Below are 16,423 nucleotides of genomic sequence, written 5' to 3' on the forward strand. Positions count from 1 at the left end.
GAAGCATCAGGCGCAGCGCTCGGTCCTTCGATAGGCCATTTCGACTTCGCTCAATGGCTACTCAGGACGAACGGGTTGGTTCAGATCAACGGCACTCTGCTTTAATTGAGGAGGACGCGGCATGAGCGTCAAGTTCATCGGCTATATCGGCTTCAACAATGGCTCCGAAACCCAGTCGGCGGTGCGCAGCCGCACGCTCGACACCGACTATGTCGACGCGGCGGCGAAGGCGCAGGAGGAGGGCGGCTTCGATCGCGTCCTCATCCCCTTCGGCTCCAACAGCCCGGAAAGCCAGATCGTCGCGGCGCACGCCGCCGCCCGCACGACGCGGCTCGGCTTTCTGGTCGCCCATCGGCCCGGCTTCACCCAGCCGACCGTGGCCGCGCGCCAGCTCGCGACGCTCGATCAGCTGTCGGGCGGCCGCGTCGCCGTCCACATCATCACTGGCGGCCCCGATGAAGAAATGGCGCGCGACGGCGACACGAAGACGGTGAAGGCCGAACGCTATGCCCGCACCGACGAATATCTGACGATCCTGCGGCAGGAATGGACCGCCGCCAAGCCGTTCGACCATCAGGGCCGGTTCTACGACATCCGCCAGGCATTCAGCGCGATCAAGCCCGACAATCTCCCCGTCTTCTTCGGTGGATCGTCGGACGAGGCGATCGAGGTCGCCGGCCGCCATGCCGACGTCTATGCGCTCTGGGGCGAAACCCTCGCCGCCGTGCAGGACACCGTCCGCGCCGTCCGCAAGTCCGCCGCCCGCTACGGCCGCAGCCCCGGCTTCTCGCTCTCGCTCCGCCCCGTCATTGCCGATACCGAGGAAGCGGCGTGGAAGCGCGCCGCCGAGATCGAGGAGCAGGTGCGCGAAAACCGTCTCGCCGCCGGCCTCCCGCTCAGCGGCCATCGCCCGCCCAATGCCGGATCGCTGCGCCTGCTCGAAACCGCGAGCGTCAACCGGCAGGACAAGCGGCTGTGGACCGGGGTTGCCGCGCTGACCGGCGCGGCGGGCAACAGCACGGGCCTCGTCGGCACGCCCGAACAGGTGGCCGACGCCATGCTCGATTATTATGACATCGGCATCGACCATTTTCTGATTCGCGGCTTCGATCCGCTCGGCGATTCCATTCTCTACGGCCGCGAACTTCTGCCGCTCGTCCGCGCGAAAGTCGCGGAGCGCGACGCCGCCGGTCTCGCGCTGGCGGGCTGATCCATGCCCAGTAAGAAGAACGTCGCCATCCTGTCGGCGGCCCTCGTCGCGGTGGCGGGCCTTGGGCTCGCCACCGCGACCTTTTCGCGGAAAGACGACAATCTCCTGCGCGTCGCCAACCAGAAGGGGCAGGTGAAGGCGATGATGCTCGCCTCCGGCGCTCTTAAGGGCGCGCCCTACACCGTCGAATGGTCGGAATTTCCCGCCGCCCAACCCTTGCTGGAAGCGGTCGGCGGCGGCGCGGCGGACTTGGGGCTCGCCGCCGACGCGCCCTTCATCTTCGCCTATCAGAGCGGCAGCCCGGTCAAGGCGATCGCCGTCCAGTCCCCCGCCAACCAGGCTCCTGACGCGCTCGCCATCCTCGTCAAGAGCGCATCGCCGATCCGGGGCGCGCAGGATTTTGTCGGCAAATCCGTCGCCACCACGCGCGGCTCGATCGGCCACCATCTCCTGCTTCAGGCGCTCGAACGCGCGAAGATTCCAGCCGACAAGGTGCGCGTTACCTTCCTGCCCCCCGGCGACGCCAAGGCCGCCTTCGACAGCGGCGCGATCGACGCCTGGGCGACCTGGACGCCCTACACCAATGTCGCGATCAAGGAAGGCGCGCGCGCCGTGGTGGACGCCAAGGATTATGGCCTGCCGCTCTATATCGACATCGCCAATGAAGACTCGATCGAACCCAAGCGCGCGCTGCTCGCCGACTTCCTGAAGCGCGAGGCGAAGGCCGTCGCCTGGGCGCGCGCCCATCCCGATCAGTTTGCGGCCGTGCTGGCAAAGGAGACCGGCCTGCCGCTCGACATTGCCCGCGCCAGCTTCGAGCGGAGCAACCGCGTGTCGCGCCCGATCGACGCCGGCATCATCGCGCATGAGGAGGCGATAACCGGGCGCTTCCAGCGCGCCGGATTAATCCAAACCGCGCGCAATGTATCCCAAGCCTTTGATTCAAGTTTCGCTAAATAATAAGTTTCCAATGAGAAAGTTGATCTTAAGTTAAGCGCTAATCATACGTTACCGCTCGAACTCATTTCTCAACTAAATATATAGTAAATATAGCAACCCTCAAATCCGATATGGGGGTCAGAAAATATGAAGCGTTTTCAATATCTTGCCGCGTCGACATCGCTCATAGCTGTCCAACTCGCTGTACAAATCGCCGCGGCGCAGACGCCCCAGGCGGCGGAGGGCGATGCTGTCGACGCTGGCACCATCATCGTCACCGGCGTGCGCGGCGCGCCCCGCACCGTGGCGGAAAGCCCGGCCCCGATCGACGTGGTGGGCGCGGAAAAGCTGCAAGCCACCGGCTCGGCCGAGTTCGGCGAAGCGCTGTCCAAGCTGCTTCCGTCGCTCAATTTCGGCGCGACCCATGCCGGTGTATTCTCCATCGGCCGCCCCGTTACCAATCGCGGCCTGGCGCCTGCCTATACGCTCGTGCTGGTGAACGGAAAAAGGCGGCATAACGGCGCTTTCCTCAACAATTCGACCGCCGATACGTCCGGCGCGAACCCGGTCGACATCGACCTTATCCCGACCAGTGCGATCGACCGGATCGAGGTGCTCAAGGACAGCGCTGCCGCCCAATATGGCACCGACGCGATCGCCGGCGTCATCAACATCCAGCTTGCGGAAAAGGAGGGGCTGTCCAGCGATTTCACCTACGGCACGCTCTACAACGCCAATGGCAAGCCCGACAGCTGGAAGGGCACGATCCGTTACGGCACGAAGATCGGACCCGATGGCGGCTTCCTGACCCTGTCAGGCGACATCCGCAAGCGCGGCGGCGCCTGGTGGAACCTGCCCGCGACCGACATCAACATCTATGGCCTGCCCGCCGGCCGCACGATCGACCAGGTGGTGGCGACAAGCGGCCTCACCCGCGCCCAGGTGGAGGCGAACGTCGCCGCCGCCAACGCCCGCAACGCGCAGTGGAGCCGCGACGGCGCGCATAATGGCGACCCGCAGATCAAGGCGTTCAACCTGAGCTATAACGCCGAGCTGCCTGTCACCGAAAATGTCAGCCTCTACAGCTTCGGCACTTATGGCGAGCGCGACGCCCAGATCGGCAACAATTTCCGCCGCCCCAACAGCACCGCCAATTTCACCGCCCTGTTCCCGGACGGCTATTACCCGCTCAACAATATCGAGGAGAATGACTTTCAGATCGTCGCGGGTCTGAAGGGCACGCTTGTGGGCTGGGACTATGACGTCTCCTCCTCCTTCGGCCGCAACTACAGCCATCAATTTTCAAAGCTCTCGGTCCGCCCGTCACTCGGGCCGACCGGCCCGACCGAATGGCCCAACCTCGCCAATTTCGAGTTCCGCCAATGGACCCACAATGTCGACCTGCATCGCAGCGTCGATATCGGCCTCGCCAAGCCGCTCGAAATCTCGATCGGCGGCGAATATCGCCTCGACCGCTTCCGCACCTTCGCCGGTGATCCGCTGGCGTACCAGCCCGCGACCTACACGTTCAAACGGGGCGACCAGCAATATGACTGGAATGTCGGCCGCATCGCCTCCCCGGTGGTGCAGGGCGCGATCGTGCTCTCCCCGGCGGACGAGGCGGACATCAGCCGGAAGGTCTATGCCGGCTATATCGACCTTGGCCTCTATCCCACCGATGCCTGGTATATCGGCGCGGCGATCCGGGCCGAACATTATGACGACGGTTCGGGCAGCCCGGTGGGCCTCAAGCTCAACAGCCGCTATGAGGTGACGCCGACGCTGGCGATCCGTGGCACGGTCGGCACCGGCTTCCGCGCGCCCTCGCTGACCCAGATCGGCTATGCCCAGACCGACGGGCGGACTTCCTCCTTCTTCAACGCCGCCACCGGCCAGACCGAATTGCGCCCCACCGTCGCCAAGCTGGTAACGGCGGACTCGACCGTAGGCCAGCTTCTGGGCGCCAAGCCGCTCAAGGCGGAAAAGACGTGGAACGCCGGCCTCGGCCTCGTCTTCACCCCCGCGCCCTCGCTCTCGATCACGCTCGATGGCTATTATATCCGCATCAAGAACCGGGTGGAGCGCACCGGCCGCCTGTTCGGCCCCGGCATCTCGGCGATCCTAGCCGCCAACGGCCTGTCCGACATCGAGCAGGCGGAATATTTCATCAACGCCGCCGATACCGAGACCAAGGGCTTCGACCTCGTCGCCGACTATAGCCGCACGCTCGGCGACCTCGGCAAGATCGGCGTGACGCTGGCCTTCAACTATTCCAGGACGGAGGTCACCGACGTCGTCGCCACCCCATCGCAACTCTTCGCCGCCAGCGGCGCGTCGCTGCTCGGCGCGGGCTCGGTCTTCTTCGGCGGCGACAAGATCGGCGAACTGGAAGTGCTCCAGCCGCATACGAAGCTGGTAAGCACGCTCAACTGGTCGAAGGGCATTTTCGGCCTCAGCGTCACCGCGACCCGCTACGGCAAATATACCCAGCGCACGGCGGCGGGCGATGACCGCTATTTCGGCGCGAAGCTCATCACCGACGCCAGCGTCAGCGCCAAGGTGACGGACTTCGCCACGCTCTCCTTCGGCGCGACCAACCTCTTCGACGTCCGTCCCGAAACCAACGGGCCGGGCAATCCCCAGACGGGGCAGGGCTATTATGGCCCGTCGCCCTTCAATCCGGCAGGCGGCTATTATTATGGACGGATCGCTCTTGCATTCTGACCGGCGGAGCTTCCTCGCCGGCGCGGCGGCCCTGGCCCTATCCGCCTGTGGCGGGAGCGGCAAGGGCGGTCGCACGAAGCTGGTCTTGGGCGATCAGGTCCATCTGCTCCAGTCGAAGGCGGAGGCGGCAGGGGCGCTTGGCAACCTGCCCTACGACATAGAATGGGCCAATTTCGTCGGCGCCGCGCCCCTGCTCGAAGCCTTGAACGCCGGGGCGGTCGACACCGCGCCGGCGGGCGACTTGCCGGTCGTGCTGGCGGCGGCGGCCAAGGTTCCGCTCAAGGTAATCGCCGGCTCGGTCTCCTCCACCCGCGACATCGGCATCATCGTGCCTCCCGGCTCGCCGATCCGGTCTGTGGCGGGTCTTGCCGGCCACCGCGTGATCGTCTCCAGCGCACGCGGCAGCATCTCTCACTATCTTCTGCTGGAAGCGCTCAAGGAAGCGAAGCTCGACCGGCGCAAGGTCGATATCGGCTTCATGCTGCCTAACGACGCCGCCGCCGCCTTCGCCGCCGGGCGGATCGAGGCATGGGCAACCTTCGGCACCTACCAGATCGCTGCCGAGCAGCGTGGCGCTCGGGTGCTGCGCGACGGACAGGGGATCAACACCGGCCTCTCCCTGATTGCCGCATCGCAGGCGGCACTGGATGATCCCGCCAAGCGCGCCGCGCTCAAGGATGTGCTTGCCCGCTTCCGCAAGGCCAGCCTCTGGGCGCAGGCACACCCGGCCGACTATGCCGCCGTCTTCGCCAGGGCGACCGGCGTCGATCCCAAGCTCGCCGAGCTGATCGTCGATCGCCAGAACCCGGTCCTGGTCGCGCCCGACGCCGCCGTTGTCGTTCCGCTTCAGCGCGTGGTCGACCGCTTCCATGCCGATGGCGAAATGCCCGCCCATGTGGATGTCGCCTCCATCGTCGATGCGGGCCTTTTCCCGGCATGAGCGATGCTTCGCCACCCTTCAGAAATCCTCATTGGGCGGCCCGCTGCCGTCCCCTTACTATTGCGCCCAAAGGAGCATCGCCATGGCTACAGTGTCGAAGGACGACCAGTTCCGCCACAGCGGCATCAGCGAGGCCGAATGGAAGGTCCGCGTCGATCTCGCCGCCTTCTACCGCCTCTCCGCCCTCTATGGCTGGGATGACTTCATCTACACTCACATTTCCGCGCGGGTGCCGGGGCCGGACCATCATTTCCTCATCAACCCGTTCGGTCTGATGTTCGACGAGATCACCGCGTCCAGCCTGGTCAAGGTCGATCTGGACGGCAACGTCATCGGGGACAGCGAATACGGCATCAACTACGCCGGCTATGTGATCCACTCGGCGATCCACGGCGCGCGGGAAGACGCGCATTACATTGCCCATTTCCACAGCGCGGACGGCATGGCGGTCTCCGCCCATGCCGAAGGGCTGCTGCCCCTGAACCAGCGCGCGCTCGCCCTCATCCCGCGCCTGTCCTATCATGACTATGAAGGCGTGGCGCTGAACCTCGACGAGCGGGAGCGGCTGGTCGCCGATCTTGGCGACACGAAGGTTATGCTCCTGCGCAACCATGGCACGCTGGCGCTGGGCGCGTCGCCGGGCGAAGCGTTCGCCGGCATCTATCATCTGGAGGAAGCCTGCAAGGCGCAGGTCCGCACGCTGGCCGTCGGCCGGGACAATGTCCTGATCGCGCCCGAAGCCGCGCAGGAGGAAGTGCGCCGCCAGATCAGCCGGGATCGCAAGCCCGTCGAGGGCGGCAAATCCCATCACGACCTCGTCTGGGAAGCCGCGCTCCGCAAGGCGCAGCGCCAGTCGCCCGGCTTCGACGCCTGAAGGCCGCGCCCATGACCAAGCGCCAATTGAAGCTCGGCCTCGTCCCCACCGGCGTCGGCGGCCCCGGCGACAGCAACCGCTGGCTCGACCCGGACATTCCGGTCGACGCCAGCGTCAATATCGACTGGACCATCGACATCGTGGCCCAAGCCGAGGCGGCGAAGTTCGACCTCGTCTTCATCGTCGACAGCCAGTTCATCACGCCCCATTCTCCGCCGCACTATCTGAACCGCTTGGAGCCGCTCACCCTCCTGTCGGCGCTGGCGGTGGCGACGAAGCGGATCGGCCTCGTCGGCACCTTCACCACCTCCTATAACGACCCTTTCGGCCTTGCCCGCCGCCTGGCCTCGCTCGACCTTATCAGCAAGGGGCGGGCCGGGTGGAACGTCGTCACCAGCGGCGACGCCGGCACCGCCAGCAATTTCAGCCTCCCCGACCATTTCGACTATGACACACGCTACCGCCGCGCGACCGAGTTCCTCGACGTGGCACGCGGCCTCTGGTCGAGCTGGGAGGAAGGCGCGCTGGTCCGCGATCGGGCGACCGGCCAGTTCCTCGATCCCGACCGGCTCCACCGCCTCGATCATCAGGGCGAATTTTTCCAGGTGGCCGGCCCGCTCAACCTCCAGCGCTCGCCGCAGGGCGAACCGGTGATCTTCCAGGCCGGCGACAGCGACCAGGGCCGCGATCTGGGCGCGCACATAGCCGACGCCATATTCACCCATGCCGCCACGATCGAGCAGGGCCAGGCCTTCTACGCCGACCTCAAGGGCCGCGCGGCTCGCCTCGGCCGTAACCCGGATGAGATCGTGATCCTGCCGGGCTTCTTCATCTATGTCGGCGACACCGACGCGGAGGCGCAGGATATCCAGCGCCGCTATCGCGAGCAGGACCAGAGCTTCGACCAGGCGCTCGCCGAATTCGGCCGCCCCTTCGGCTGGCACGATTTCCGCCGCTACGATCCCGACGCGCCGTTTCCGGCAGAGGCGCTGGAAGCGGCGAAAAGCAGCTTCTACACCCACGCCAAGCGCATCACCGACGAAGCGGTGGCGCAGGGATGGACGCTGCGCCAGGCGGTGGAAAAGGCCCGCGCCGGACGCGGCAGTCCCTTCGTCGGCTCGCCGGAAACCGTTGCGAACGAGATCCAGCGCTGGTTCGAGGGGCGCGCGCTCGACGGGCTCAACGTCCATCTCGGCCATCCCGAACAATTCACCCGCTTCGTGCAGGAGGTGGTGCCCATCCTCCAGTCGCGCGGCCTGTTCCGCACCGACTATGAAGGGGACACGCTGCGCGCCAACCTTGGCCTTCCCATTCTGCCGAGCCGCCATCAGCGCGCACCTGCGCGCAGGGACGCGGCCTGAATCTATGAATAATCATCGCCGGTTCAACAGCAACTCTCGTTGGCGGCGATGACACTCCCCCACCATCATGGATCGACCCTGCATGGAGATCCGACGATGGCGACACTTCTCACCCACTCCCTTCAGAGCCGCTACGCAGCCTTGCAGGCGGAAAGAGAGCGGAGTTGGGCGCCCGCCCAGCTCGAAGCCAACGCGCGCCAGCGCCGTATCCTGACCGAACGGTTCGATCCCGCGGCCATCGCGCAGCCGGGCGACACGCTCCCCGACTTCGCCTTTCAGGACGTGGACGGAGAGCGTCTGACGTTGGAGGAATTGACGCGGGATCGGTCCGCGCTCTTCATCTTCTTCCGTTTTGCCGGCTGCCCCGCCTGCAACATCGCCCTGCCTTACTATGCCGAAACGCTATATCCGGACCTAGCGCGTCGCGGCATTCCGCTGGTGGCGCTCAGCCCGCAGCAGCCCGACCGCCTGCGCGAGATCAAGACCCGTCACGGCCTCCCCTTCTTCGTTGCGACCGACACCGGTAATCAACTCGCCAACCACCTCGGCATCGCCTTCGAGCCCGACGACAGGCCCGCACCCCCGCCGGCCGGTTGGATCGGCGAGGTGACCGGCATGGGAACATGGCTGCTCCCTCAGCCCGCTGTCCTTCATGTGGGGCCGGGCCGAACGATCAGGTCGCTGCTCGTAAGTCCCGACTGGCTCGATCGCCCGGAGGCCGAGGAGATATTGCGGAACATCGGTTGAAGCCTGAGAAGCCGTCCCGCCCGTAGAGTAACCCCGCCATGTTGTCAGGACGAACAGAGTTGTGCGGGCGCAGTCGGTTGTGAGCTGCTGTCAGTCTAGAGCATGATGACATTGTATTGAGTCGATTGTGGATTCCCAAGAATCGTGGAATGTGATTCACAATGCCTGCTGGAGAAGGAGGCCGGCATGGCATGGCTCGAGCCTATTGCCTTGATCTTCGCGAGCGTGTTCTTTCTGCCGTTCTCAAAGAAGGCATGTCGGCGCGTGGTGCGGCCGCGCGATTTGGGATTTCGGAGAGTAGCGCGATCAAATGGGTGAAGCGATACCGCCTCTGTGCAGGTGAGGCGATCGCTCCAGCGATCTGTTCAATGGGATGACGAACGAGGCGGGGCCCAGCCTGCCAAAAGCGCGTCGGCCAGGGACCGTCAATTTTTTCCGGAACCCGCCATCCGGAAGTTGAAGCAACTGCATCGTTCAATCGGCAGTCCAACCACCATCGATGATGATTGAGGTTCCGGTGATGAGACTGGCGGCCTGTGAAGAGAGGAACAGGATGGCGCCCATCAAATCCTCGACCTGGCCGATGCGGCCGAGCTTGATTTTCGCAAGGACGCTATCTCTGAAATCGCGATCCGCGAAGAAAGGCTGCGTCAACGGCGTCTCTATGAAGGTAGGCGCGATCGTATTCGATCGAATGCCATAGGAAGCGAGATCGAGCGCGAAGGCTTTATTCATGCCTTCGAGCGCCCATTTCGAGGCGCAATAGAGCGAACGGTTGGGCCCGCCGACATGGCCCATCTGCGATCCCATATGGATCAGGCTACCTTTGACCCCTGCAACGATCATGCCTCGGGCGCACGCCTGTGCCACGAAGAAGGCACTTTTCACGTTCAGATTCAGAACAGCGTCGTAATCGGCCTCGGTCACATCCTGCATCGGCTTGGGCCGGTTGGTGCCGGCATTGTTGACAAGGATGTCAAATGCCGGGCGTTCTGCGAAGAAGCAAGCCACCGCATCGAGATCAGCGACATCAAGCGTCGCGGCCCTGGCACATCCGCCGCTTTCGCGAATTGCCTGGGCGGCGTTTTCGATATCGCCAGACGAGCGCGCTGCCAGGGTGACATGTGCGCCGGCTTCGGCAAGCGCGGTCGCGGCCGCGAGGCCGATGCCGCGCCCAGCTCCGGTCACCAACGCACGCTGGCCGTCTAGCCGGAAGCTCGGGGTGCGGGGAAGCGCCTCAGGCATCGACGACCGTCAGTGCAGAGGGGATGGCAATGCCGCCATAGGGCACATCACGGTGACCGAAGCGCCGGACACGGATATTGGCCTGCTCGCCATGGCCGGCAAAGCCTTCGAGCGCGCACAGCCGGCTGCAATATTCGCCGATGAGCGCCGACGCCTCGTCCGTCAGGACTTTCTGATAGGTGCAGGTCTTGATGAACTTGCCGACCCACAGTCCCCCGGTGTAACGCGCCGCCTTTTTAGTCGGTAGCGTGTGGTTGGTGCCGATGACCTTGTCTCCGAACGATACGTTGGTCCGGTTGCCGAGAAAGAGCGCTCCGTAATTGGTCAGATGTCTCAGGAAATAGTCCGGGTCGGCGGTCATCACCTGCACATGCTCCGACGCGATGTTGTCGGCGATGCGGACCATCTCGGCATCGTCGTCCGCGACGATCACCTCGCCGAACATCTCCCATGCCCTGCGGGCGATGTCGGCGGTCGGTAAAATCCGGAGCAGCCGGTCAATCTCCGCCATGGTCTCATGCGCGAGTTTCTCTGACGTGGTCAGCAGCACGGCCGGGCTGTCCGGACCATGTTCCGCCTGACCGAGCAGGTCGGTGGCCGCCAGTTCGCCGTCGCAGCCCGCCTCGTCAGCGATCACCAGGGTCTCGGTTGGGCCGGCAAACAGGTCGATGCCTACCCGCCCGAACAACTGCCGCTTTGCCTCGGCGACGAAAGCATTGCCAGGGCCGACCAGAATATCAACCGGAGCGATCGATTGCGTGCCGAGGCCCATTGCGGCGACGGCCTGAATACCGCCAAGGCAGTAAATCTCGTCCGCACCGGCCATCGCCTGCGCCGCGACGATGGCAGGCGCCGGTTTGCCGCCAAAGGGCGGAGCGCATGTGGCGACGCGGGGTACGCCGGCGACCTTGGCGGTGATCACTGACATATGGGCCGATGCGAGCAGGGGATATTTGCCGCCGGGGACGTAGCATCCGGCCGCGTTGAGTGGTAAATTCTTATGACCGAGAATAACACCAGGCAGCGTCTCGACCTCGACATCCTTCATGCTATCGCGCTGGATTTGGGCGAAGTTGCGCACCTGAGTTTGCGCGAACTCGATATCCTTGACGTCCTGCGGCGAGAGAGTGTCTACACAAGCCTGAATCTCGGCGTCGGTGAGCCGATAGCTTTCACGATCCCATTTATCGAACCTGATCGACAATTCGCGCACCGCATCGTCGCCGCGCGCTTCGATGTCGGCCAAAATGCCCTCTACCGAGTCGCGTACCTGACGGTTGCTCTCCGCCTTCGCTTCTGCGGTCACGCCGCGCTTTAGATATCGTGCCATCATCCACTCCCTGCGCTGGGGTCGCCAGACCTCTGCCTGCTACCTTTGGTTTGCCGGTCTTTTGCATCCCGCTTTCCATTTCAGCGAAAGCGGGATGCAGCGAACCCGGTTCGAGCCTGAGATCAGCCCCGCCCCAGGAGATAGTCCCACCCGACCTCTTGCACTATGGCGATTAGGATTATGAACCGCATAGGTAATTACCTATAGCTGCATCCATACAAGGCTCGTCGCGCAGCCGGAATCCATAGGTGATTACCTATGTGATGCATAAATTTTATCCGGCTAGTCCTGCGGCAATGCCAAGTTTAGTCCTTTGCGATGTCATTAGCCGCCGGCCCACTATTGCGGCGGGGATAGAAACGACGTCCACCACGCGCGGCCCAAGCTGCTGAAAACACCACGTAATAATGGATAAAGGGAGGGGATTAATGAAGCATCTCGGCAACTTGGAACGGCACCATTTCAAAGTGACGTCGCTTCGCGGGCTTTCCTGCGCTCTGCTCGTTTGCACGGGTCTGACGCCGGTTTCGGCATTGGCGCAGGTCTCCACCGCCGACGCCCCAGGCACGGCTGAGGCACCAGCAGCGAGCCAGGATGGTCAGCTCCAGGACATAGTCGTTACGGCGCAACGTCGCGAACAGAAATTGCAGGACGTTCCGGTCGCCGTGACTGCCTTCAGCGGCTCGACGCTGCAAGCGAGCGGCGTGAGCACCATAAAGGAACTGGCATTCGTCGATCCCTCGCTGAACGTCCCGCAGGTCGTCGGCGTCTATCTTCCCTTTCTCCGCGGCATCGGCAATCCGGCGGGCGGTAATCTGGGCAATGAATCCAGCGTCCCCGTCTATATCGACGATCTATATTATGCGCGCTTGAGCACGGCCTATCTGGCGATCAACAGCATCGATCGTGTCGAAGTGCTCAAAGGCCCCCAGGGCACGCTGTTCGGCCGCAACGCATCGGGCGGCGCCATTCAGATGTTCACCAAGGATCCGGGTCGCGCGCAGGAGGTGAACGCCACGCTCAGCTTTGGCAATTATGATCGACGGACTGGCCAGCTCTATGTTTCGGCCCCGATCACTGACACTCTGGGCTGGAATATTTCGGTAGCCGGCACGGACCAGCGGGACGGCTGGGGCAAGAGCATCACGACGGGGCGGGACATCTTTAAAGAGAAGCTGTTTTCGGCGCGGTCAAAGCTCGTCTGGGAACCCAGCGACACAACGAAGGTCAAGATCGTCGGATTTTACGCCTATTCGAAGGGCGACATCGGCATGGTCAATGACCGTCATAGCGGAACCTACGCGCAATCGCCCGCAATACCGCTGCCGGGATATCCCGCTCCCCCAATCCGGTTACCGTCGCTGGCAGATGTACCAGGCGACAATTTCTATAATACGCGCAATAACCTTGAACAGTTCGCCCGTGCAGAGGGTGGCGGCGGATCCATTCGGATCGACCAAAGCCTGGGGTTTGCCGATCTGGTTTCCATCACGGGATTTCGCATCACCGACGAGCAAATTCGTCTGGACGCCGATATTACCGCGCAAAATCTCCTCAATGGCGACCTGAATAGCCGTGAATCTCAATTTACCCAGGAATTCCAGCTTAAGTCGAACAGTGACAGCAGGATCGACTGGATTTTGGGCGCCTATTATCTTCGCAGCCAGGTCAAATATAATCCGATCAGCCTCTACGGCGATGCGTTCGGTACTGGCATTGTGGAGATCCGTTCCAGACAGGTCATCAACAGCTACTCGGTCTTCGGCCAAGCTACGGCGCCGATCGGCGAGACCACGAACCTCACCCTTGGCCTGCGATATAATATCGACGACCTCAACGGCTCGTCACCGACCTATCGTGATAGCAAGCAATTCAAGAAGCTCACCTGGAAGGCGACGCTGGATCATCATTTAACCGATGATGTCATGGGCTATGTCTCGATCAGCCGGGGTTACAAGTCCGGTGCGTACAAGACCTTCCCGCTGGATAGTCCCCCGGCCCTTCCCGAAGTGATCGACTCCTATGAATTGGGTTTGAAAACCGAACTGTTCGACCGACGCGTGCGCCTTAACGGCGCGCTGTTCTGGAACGATATCAAGAATCCTCAGGTGCTTGCCGTCGACGTCCAGGGCTTGATACCAGGCATCATCCTGACGAACGCGCAGCAGGCGCGGATCAAGGGCGCGGAAATAGGGATTGACGCGCTGGTGGCGCCGGGCCTCACGCTGCGCGGCGGGGCGACCTATCTCGATGGCAAATATCGCAGCTATATCAACGCGCCATTCTATTGCTTGAACGGCAACACCATCGCCGGACCTTCGACGGCGCTGGGCGGGGGCCCCTGCCCTGTGCCGGCGGACGGCGCAGCAGGCAACAGGCTGCCGAACGTCGCGAAATGGACGTTCAACGCCGGCCTTAACTACAAGATCGACACGAGTATCGGCGCCTGGGTCGCCGATGTTGGTGTCGCCCACACCGGACGGTTCGCCTGGAATCCGGACAATTTCGTCTTCGAAAAGGCCGTCACGCTGGTCAATGCGTCGCTCAACTTCACGCCTGATTCAGCCGACTGGCTGACGATTGGCCTATGGGGCAAGAATCTTGGCGGGGTGAAATATTATTCGATCACGCAGGAATCGGTTGGTCCGGGCGGAACGGCCGGCTTCCAAGCCGGCGCCGCGGCGCCACGCACCTATGGCGGTTCGCTGTCGGTTAAATTCTGAGGTGCGCGCGGCGCCGGACCTTCCCGGTGCCGCATGGCCACGCGAGTGAATGATGGACAAAGAGATACTCATCAACGCTTTTTACATGGCCTCGCCGGCGCAGGCATGGACCGGGCTTTGGGCGCATCCGCAAGCGCAAGGTGAGCGCTATGCCGATCTCGACTATTGGGTGGAACTGGCGCGCACCGCCGAAGCCGGCCTGATCGACGGTATCTTTCTGGCCGACACGCTGGGCGTCAACGACGTCTATGCCGGCAGGCCGGACGCGGTCATGCGGTCGGCCGGCATGTTTCCTTCGAACGATCCCATGATGCTCATCCCGGCCATGGCTGCGGTAACCCAACATCTGTGCTTCGGCGTCACCGCCAACACCACTTATGAGCCGCCCTATCTGTTGGCGCGGCGCCTTTCGACCCTGGATCATCTAACTAAGGGTCGGATAAGCTGGAACGTGGTGACGGGCATCCTCGCATCGACGGCACGCGCGATGGGTGTGGAACCGGTGCCGCACGACCGGCGCTACGATATTGCCGACGATTATATGGATCTGGTGTACAAGCTTTGGGAAGGAAGCTGGGCGGACGACGCTGCATTGCGCGATAAGGCGTCCCGTGTCTTCATTGATCCGAGAGGCGTGCACAAGATCGCACATGACGGGCATCATCGTTGCGAGGGCTATCACCTTTGCGAGCCTTCGCCACAAAGGACACCCTTAATCTATTCGGCGGGGTCATCGGGCCGGGGTTCTGCCTTCGCCGGCCGACATGCAGAAGCGGCATTTACCGCAGCTAATGACAAGCACAGCGCCAAAAGGATCGTCGATGGCTATCGCAAGGCCGCCGAGCAGGCGGGCCGGTCGGCTGAAAGTGTGAAGATTTTCAACGCCACGACGGTAATCGTGGCACCGACCGAGGCGGAAGCGCGCGACCGCAAGGCGGACTATGCGCGTTACAGCAGTGAAGAGGGTAATCTCGCGATGATGTCCTCGTTTCTTGGCATCGATCTATCGCGCTACGACCCGGACGAACCCATCGAATATGTCGAGAGTGACGCGATGCAGACGGCTATCGAGGCGATGACCAAATATAATGGCGGCAAAAAGGTGCGCGTTCGCGATATCGCCGCTTTCGCAGACCTGCCGGGACGTGAACCGTTCATCGTCGGATCGCCGGCACAGGTTTGCGATGCCATGATCGCGTGGATCGACGAGACGGGCCTCGACGGCTTCAACCTCGTGCGGACCGTCGAACCGGGCGGGCTGCAATCCTTCATCGATCTGGTCGTTCCCCAGTTGCAGGATCGCGGGCGATACAAGACCACATATCGGGCAGGCACGATGCGCGAAAAGATGTTTCCGCAAGGGTCGGCGAGGCTGCCGGCCGATCATCATGGCGCCAGCTTCCGCCGTGCGGAGGGTTAGACAGATGCAACAGCTTCCAGCCGATCTGGAGACATTCAGACGATGGCTCGTAGGCGACATCCGTGTCACGCGAGTGCTCGAATTGCCGCCAACCGCCTTCGACCCCGCCATCTTCATCCAGGCGACGCGCCGCGAAATACTGGATCGACGCGATTGGCTGTGCCCGTCCTTCGCGACTGACGATGGCGATATCATCCTGCATTTCCAGGCCTTCATCGTCGAAGCCGGGGGCAAGCGGATCCTGGTCGATCCGTGCATCGGCAACCATAAGCCGCGCGGCCACCCGCTGCTCGCGATGCTTGACACGCCATTTCTGGACCGGCTTGCACGCGCCGGCTTTCCGCGCGAGAGCATCGACTTCGTTCTGTGCACCCATCTCCATGTCGATCATTGCGGTTGGAACACCATGCTGGTCGATGGCGCGTGGGTGCCCACTTTTCCCAACGCCCGCTACCTGTTCGCCCGCAACGAAGTCGCATTTGCGCAGGGCGAAAAGGATGGCGACGCAACGGCAATCTTCGAGGATTCGGTCAAGCCGATCCTTGATGCCGGATTGGCCGACCTGGTCGAGCCCGGCCATGAGATCGCCGAAGGCGTGAGGCTCAAGGCGACGCCCGGGCATACGCCGGGCCATTGCTCGATCATCTTGTCCTCGCAAGGACGTCAGGCGATCATCACCGGCGATGTCATCCATCATCCCGTGCAAGCGGCACTGCCGGATATGTGCAGCAACTTTTGTCATGACGAGGCCGTCGCCATCGCCACGCGGCGCGACTTGCTCAGCCATGCAGCCAGCCAGAACGCGTTGCTGCTCGTCGCGCATTTCGCTGGATCCTCGGCGGTGCACGTTCGATCCGACGGTGAAGCCTGGATAGTCGAGGAGAACTGACGGGCTGTGCGGGGGCGATCT

At 63.0% G+C, this 16,423-nt stretch carries 12 protein-coding genes and 1 pseudogene; 11 read left to right on the top strand and 2 right to left on the bottom strand.

Features of this window, described 5'->3' with window-relative positions:
* Positions 1–121: 121 nt before the first annotated feature.
* From ACETPF_RS04680 to ACETPF_RS04715, 8 genes and pseudogenes are all read left to right on the top strand, one after another.
* Positions 122–1,210 (top strand): LLM class flavin-dependent oxidoreductase, encoded by a 1,089-nt coding sequence (locus ACETPF_RS04680; protein WP_373933145.1) that lies wholly within the window; start codon positions 122–124, stop codon positions 1,208–1,210.
* A 3-nt stretch (positions 1,211–1,213) separates the two neighbouring features.
* Entirely contained in the window at positions 1,214–2,170 is a 957-nt protein-coding gene (locus tag ACETPF_RS04685; RefSeq protein ID WP_373933146.1) for an aliphatic sulfonate ABC transporter substrate-binding protein, read from the top strand.
* Positions 2,171–2,296: 126 nt separating this feature from the next.
* Positions 2,297–4,873, top strand: coding sequence for a TonB-dependent receptor plug domain-containing protein (locus ACETPF_RS04690; protein ID WP_373933147.1), 2,577 nt, complete (start codon positions 2,297–2,299; stop codon positions 4,871–4,873).
* On the top strand, positions 4,848–5,813 hold the full coding sequence (locus ACETPF_RS04695; RefSeq protein ID WP_373933148.1) for an ABC transporter substrate-binding protein: 966 nt from the start codon (positions 4,848–4,850) through the stop codon (positions 5,811–5,813). The genes ACETPF_RS04690 and ACETPF_RS04695 overlap by 26 nt, the downstream gene beginning before the upstream one ends.
* 82 nt (positions 5,814–5,895) lie before the next feature.
* The gene (locus ACETPF_RS04700; RefSeq protein ID WP_373933149.1) at positions 5,896–6,687 is read left to right on the top strand and encodes a class II aldolase/adducin family protein; all 792 of its coding nucleotides are present in this window, start codon (positions 5,896–5,898) and stop codon (positions 6,685–6,687) included.
* 11 nt (positions 6,688–6,698) lie between these two features.
* A complete protein-coding gene (locus ACETPF_RS04705) occupies positions 6,699–8,048 on the top strand; it encodes an LLM class flavin-dependent oxidoreductase (protein ID WP_373933150.1) in 1,350 nt (449 codons plus the stop codon).
* A gap of 96 nt (positions 8,049–8,144) precedes the next feature.
* The gene (locus tag ACETPF_RS04710; protein ID WP_373933151.1) at positions 8,145–8,795 is read left to right on the top strand and encodes a peroxiredoxin-like family protein; all 651 of its coding nucleotides are present in this window, start codon (positions 8,145–8,147) and stop codon (positions 8,793–8,795) included.
* A 191-nt stretch (positions 8,796–8,986) separates the two neighbouring features.
* Positions 8,987–9,124 (top strand): annotated as a pseudogene (locus ACETPF_RS04715) (helix-turn-helix domain-containing protein); the annotation flags it as partial.
* A 145-nt stretch (positions 9,125–9,269) separates the two neighbouring features.
* Here the strand turns inward: ACETPF_RS04715 and ACETPF_RS04720 are convergent.
* Together ACETPF_RS04720 and hisD are read right to left on the bottom strand one after the other, a co-directional pair.
* The gene (locus ACETPF_RS04720) at positions 9,270–10,040 is read right to left on the bottom strand and encodes an SDR family NAD(P)-dependent oxidoreductase (protein WP_373933153.1); all 771 of its coding nucleotides are present in this window, start codon (positions 10,038–10,040) and stop codon (positions 9,270–9,272) included.
* Positions 10,033–11,370, bottom strand: coding sequence for a histidinol dehydrogenase (gene hisD / locus ACETPF_RS04725; protein WP_373933154.1), 1,338 nt, complete (start codon positions 11,368–11,370; stop codon positions 10,033–10,035). Before hisD ends, ACETPF_RS04720 begins: the two co-directional genes overlap by 8 nt.
* Before the next feature lie 428 nt (positions 11,371–11,798).
* Between hisD and ACETPF_RS04730 the strand changes: the two genes are divergently transcribed.
* From ACETPF_RS04730 to ACETPF_RS04740, 3 genes are read left to right on the top strand one after another with little or no spacing between them, the layout of a single operon-like run.
* A complete protein-coding gene (locus ACETPF_RS04730; protein WP_373933155.1) occupies positions 11,799–14,093 on the top strand; it encodes a TonB-dependent receptor in 2,295 nt (764 codons plus the stop codon).
* 52 nt (positions 14,094–14,145) lie between these two features.
* Positions 14,146–15,513, top strand: coding sequence for an LLM class flavin-dependent oxidoreductase (locus ACETPF_RS04735; RefSeq protein ID WP_373933156.1), 1,368 nt, complete (start codon positions 14,146–14,148; stop codon positions 15,511–15,513).
* Between the two features lie 4 nt (positions 15,514–15,517).
* Entirely contained in the window at positions 15,518–16,402 is an 885-nt protein-coding gene (locus ACETPF_RS04740) for an MBL fold metallo-hydrolase (protein WP_373933157.1), read from the top strand.
* Positions 16,403–16,423 lie beyond the last annotated feature (21 nt).

It is taken from the genome of Sphingobium agrisoli (assembly GCF_041877245.1).
In the GTDB taxonomy this organism is placed as follows: domain Bacteria; phylum Pseudomonadota; class Alphaproteobacteria; order Sphingomonadales; family Sphingomonadaceae; genus Sphingobium.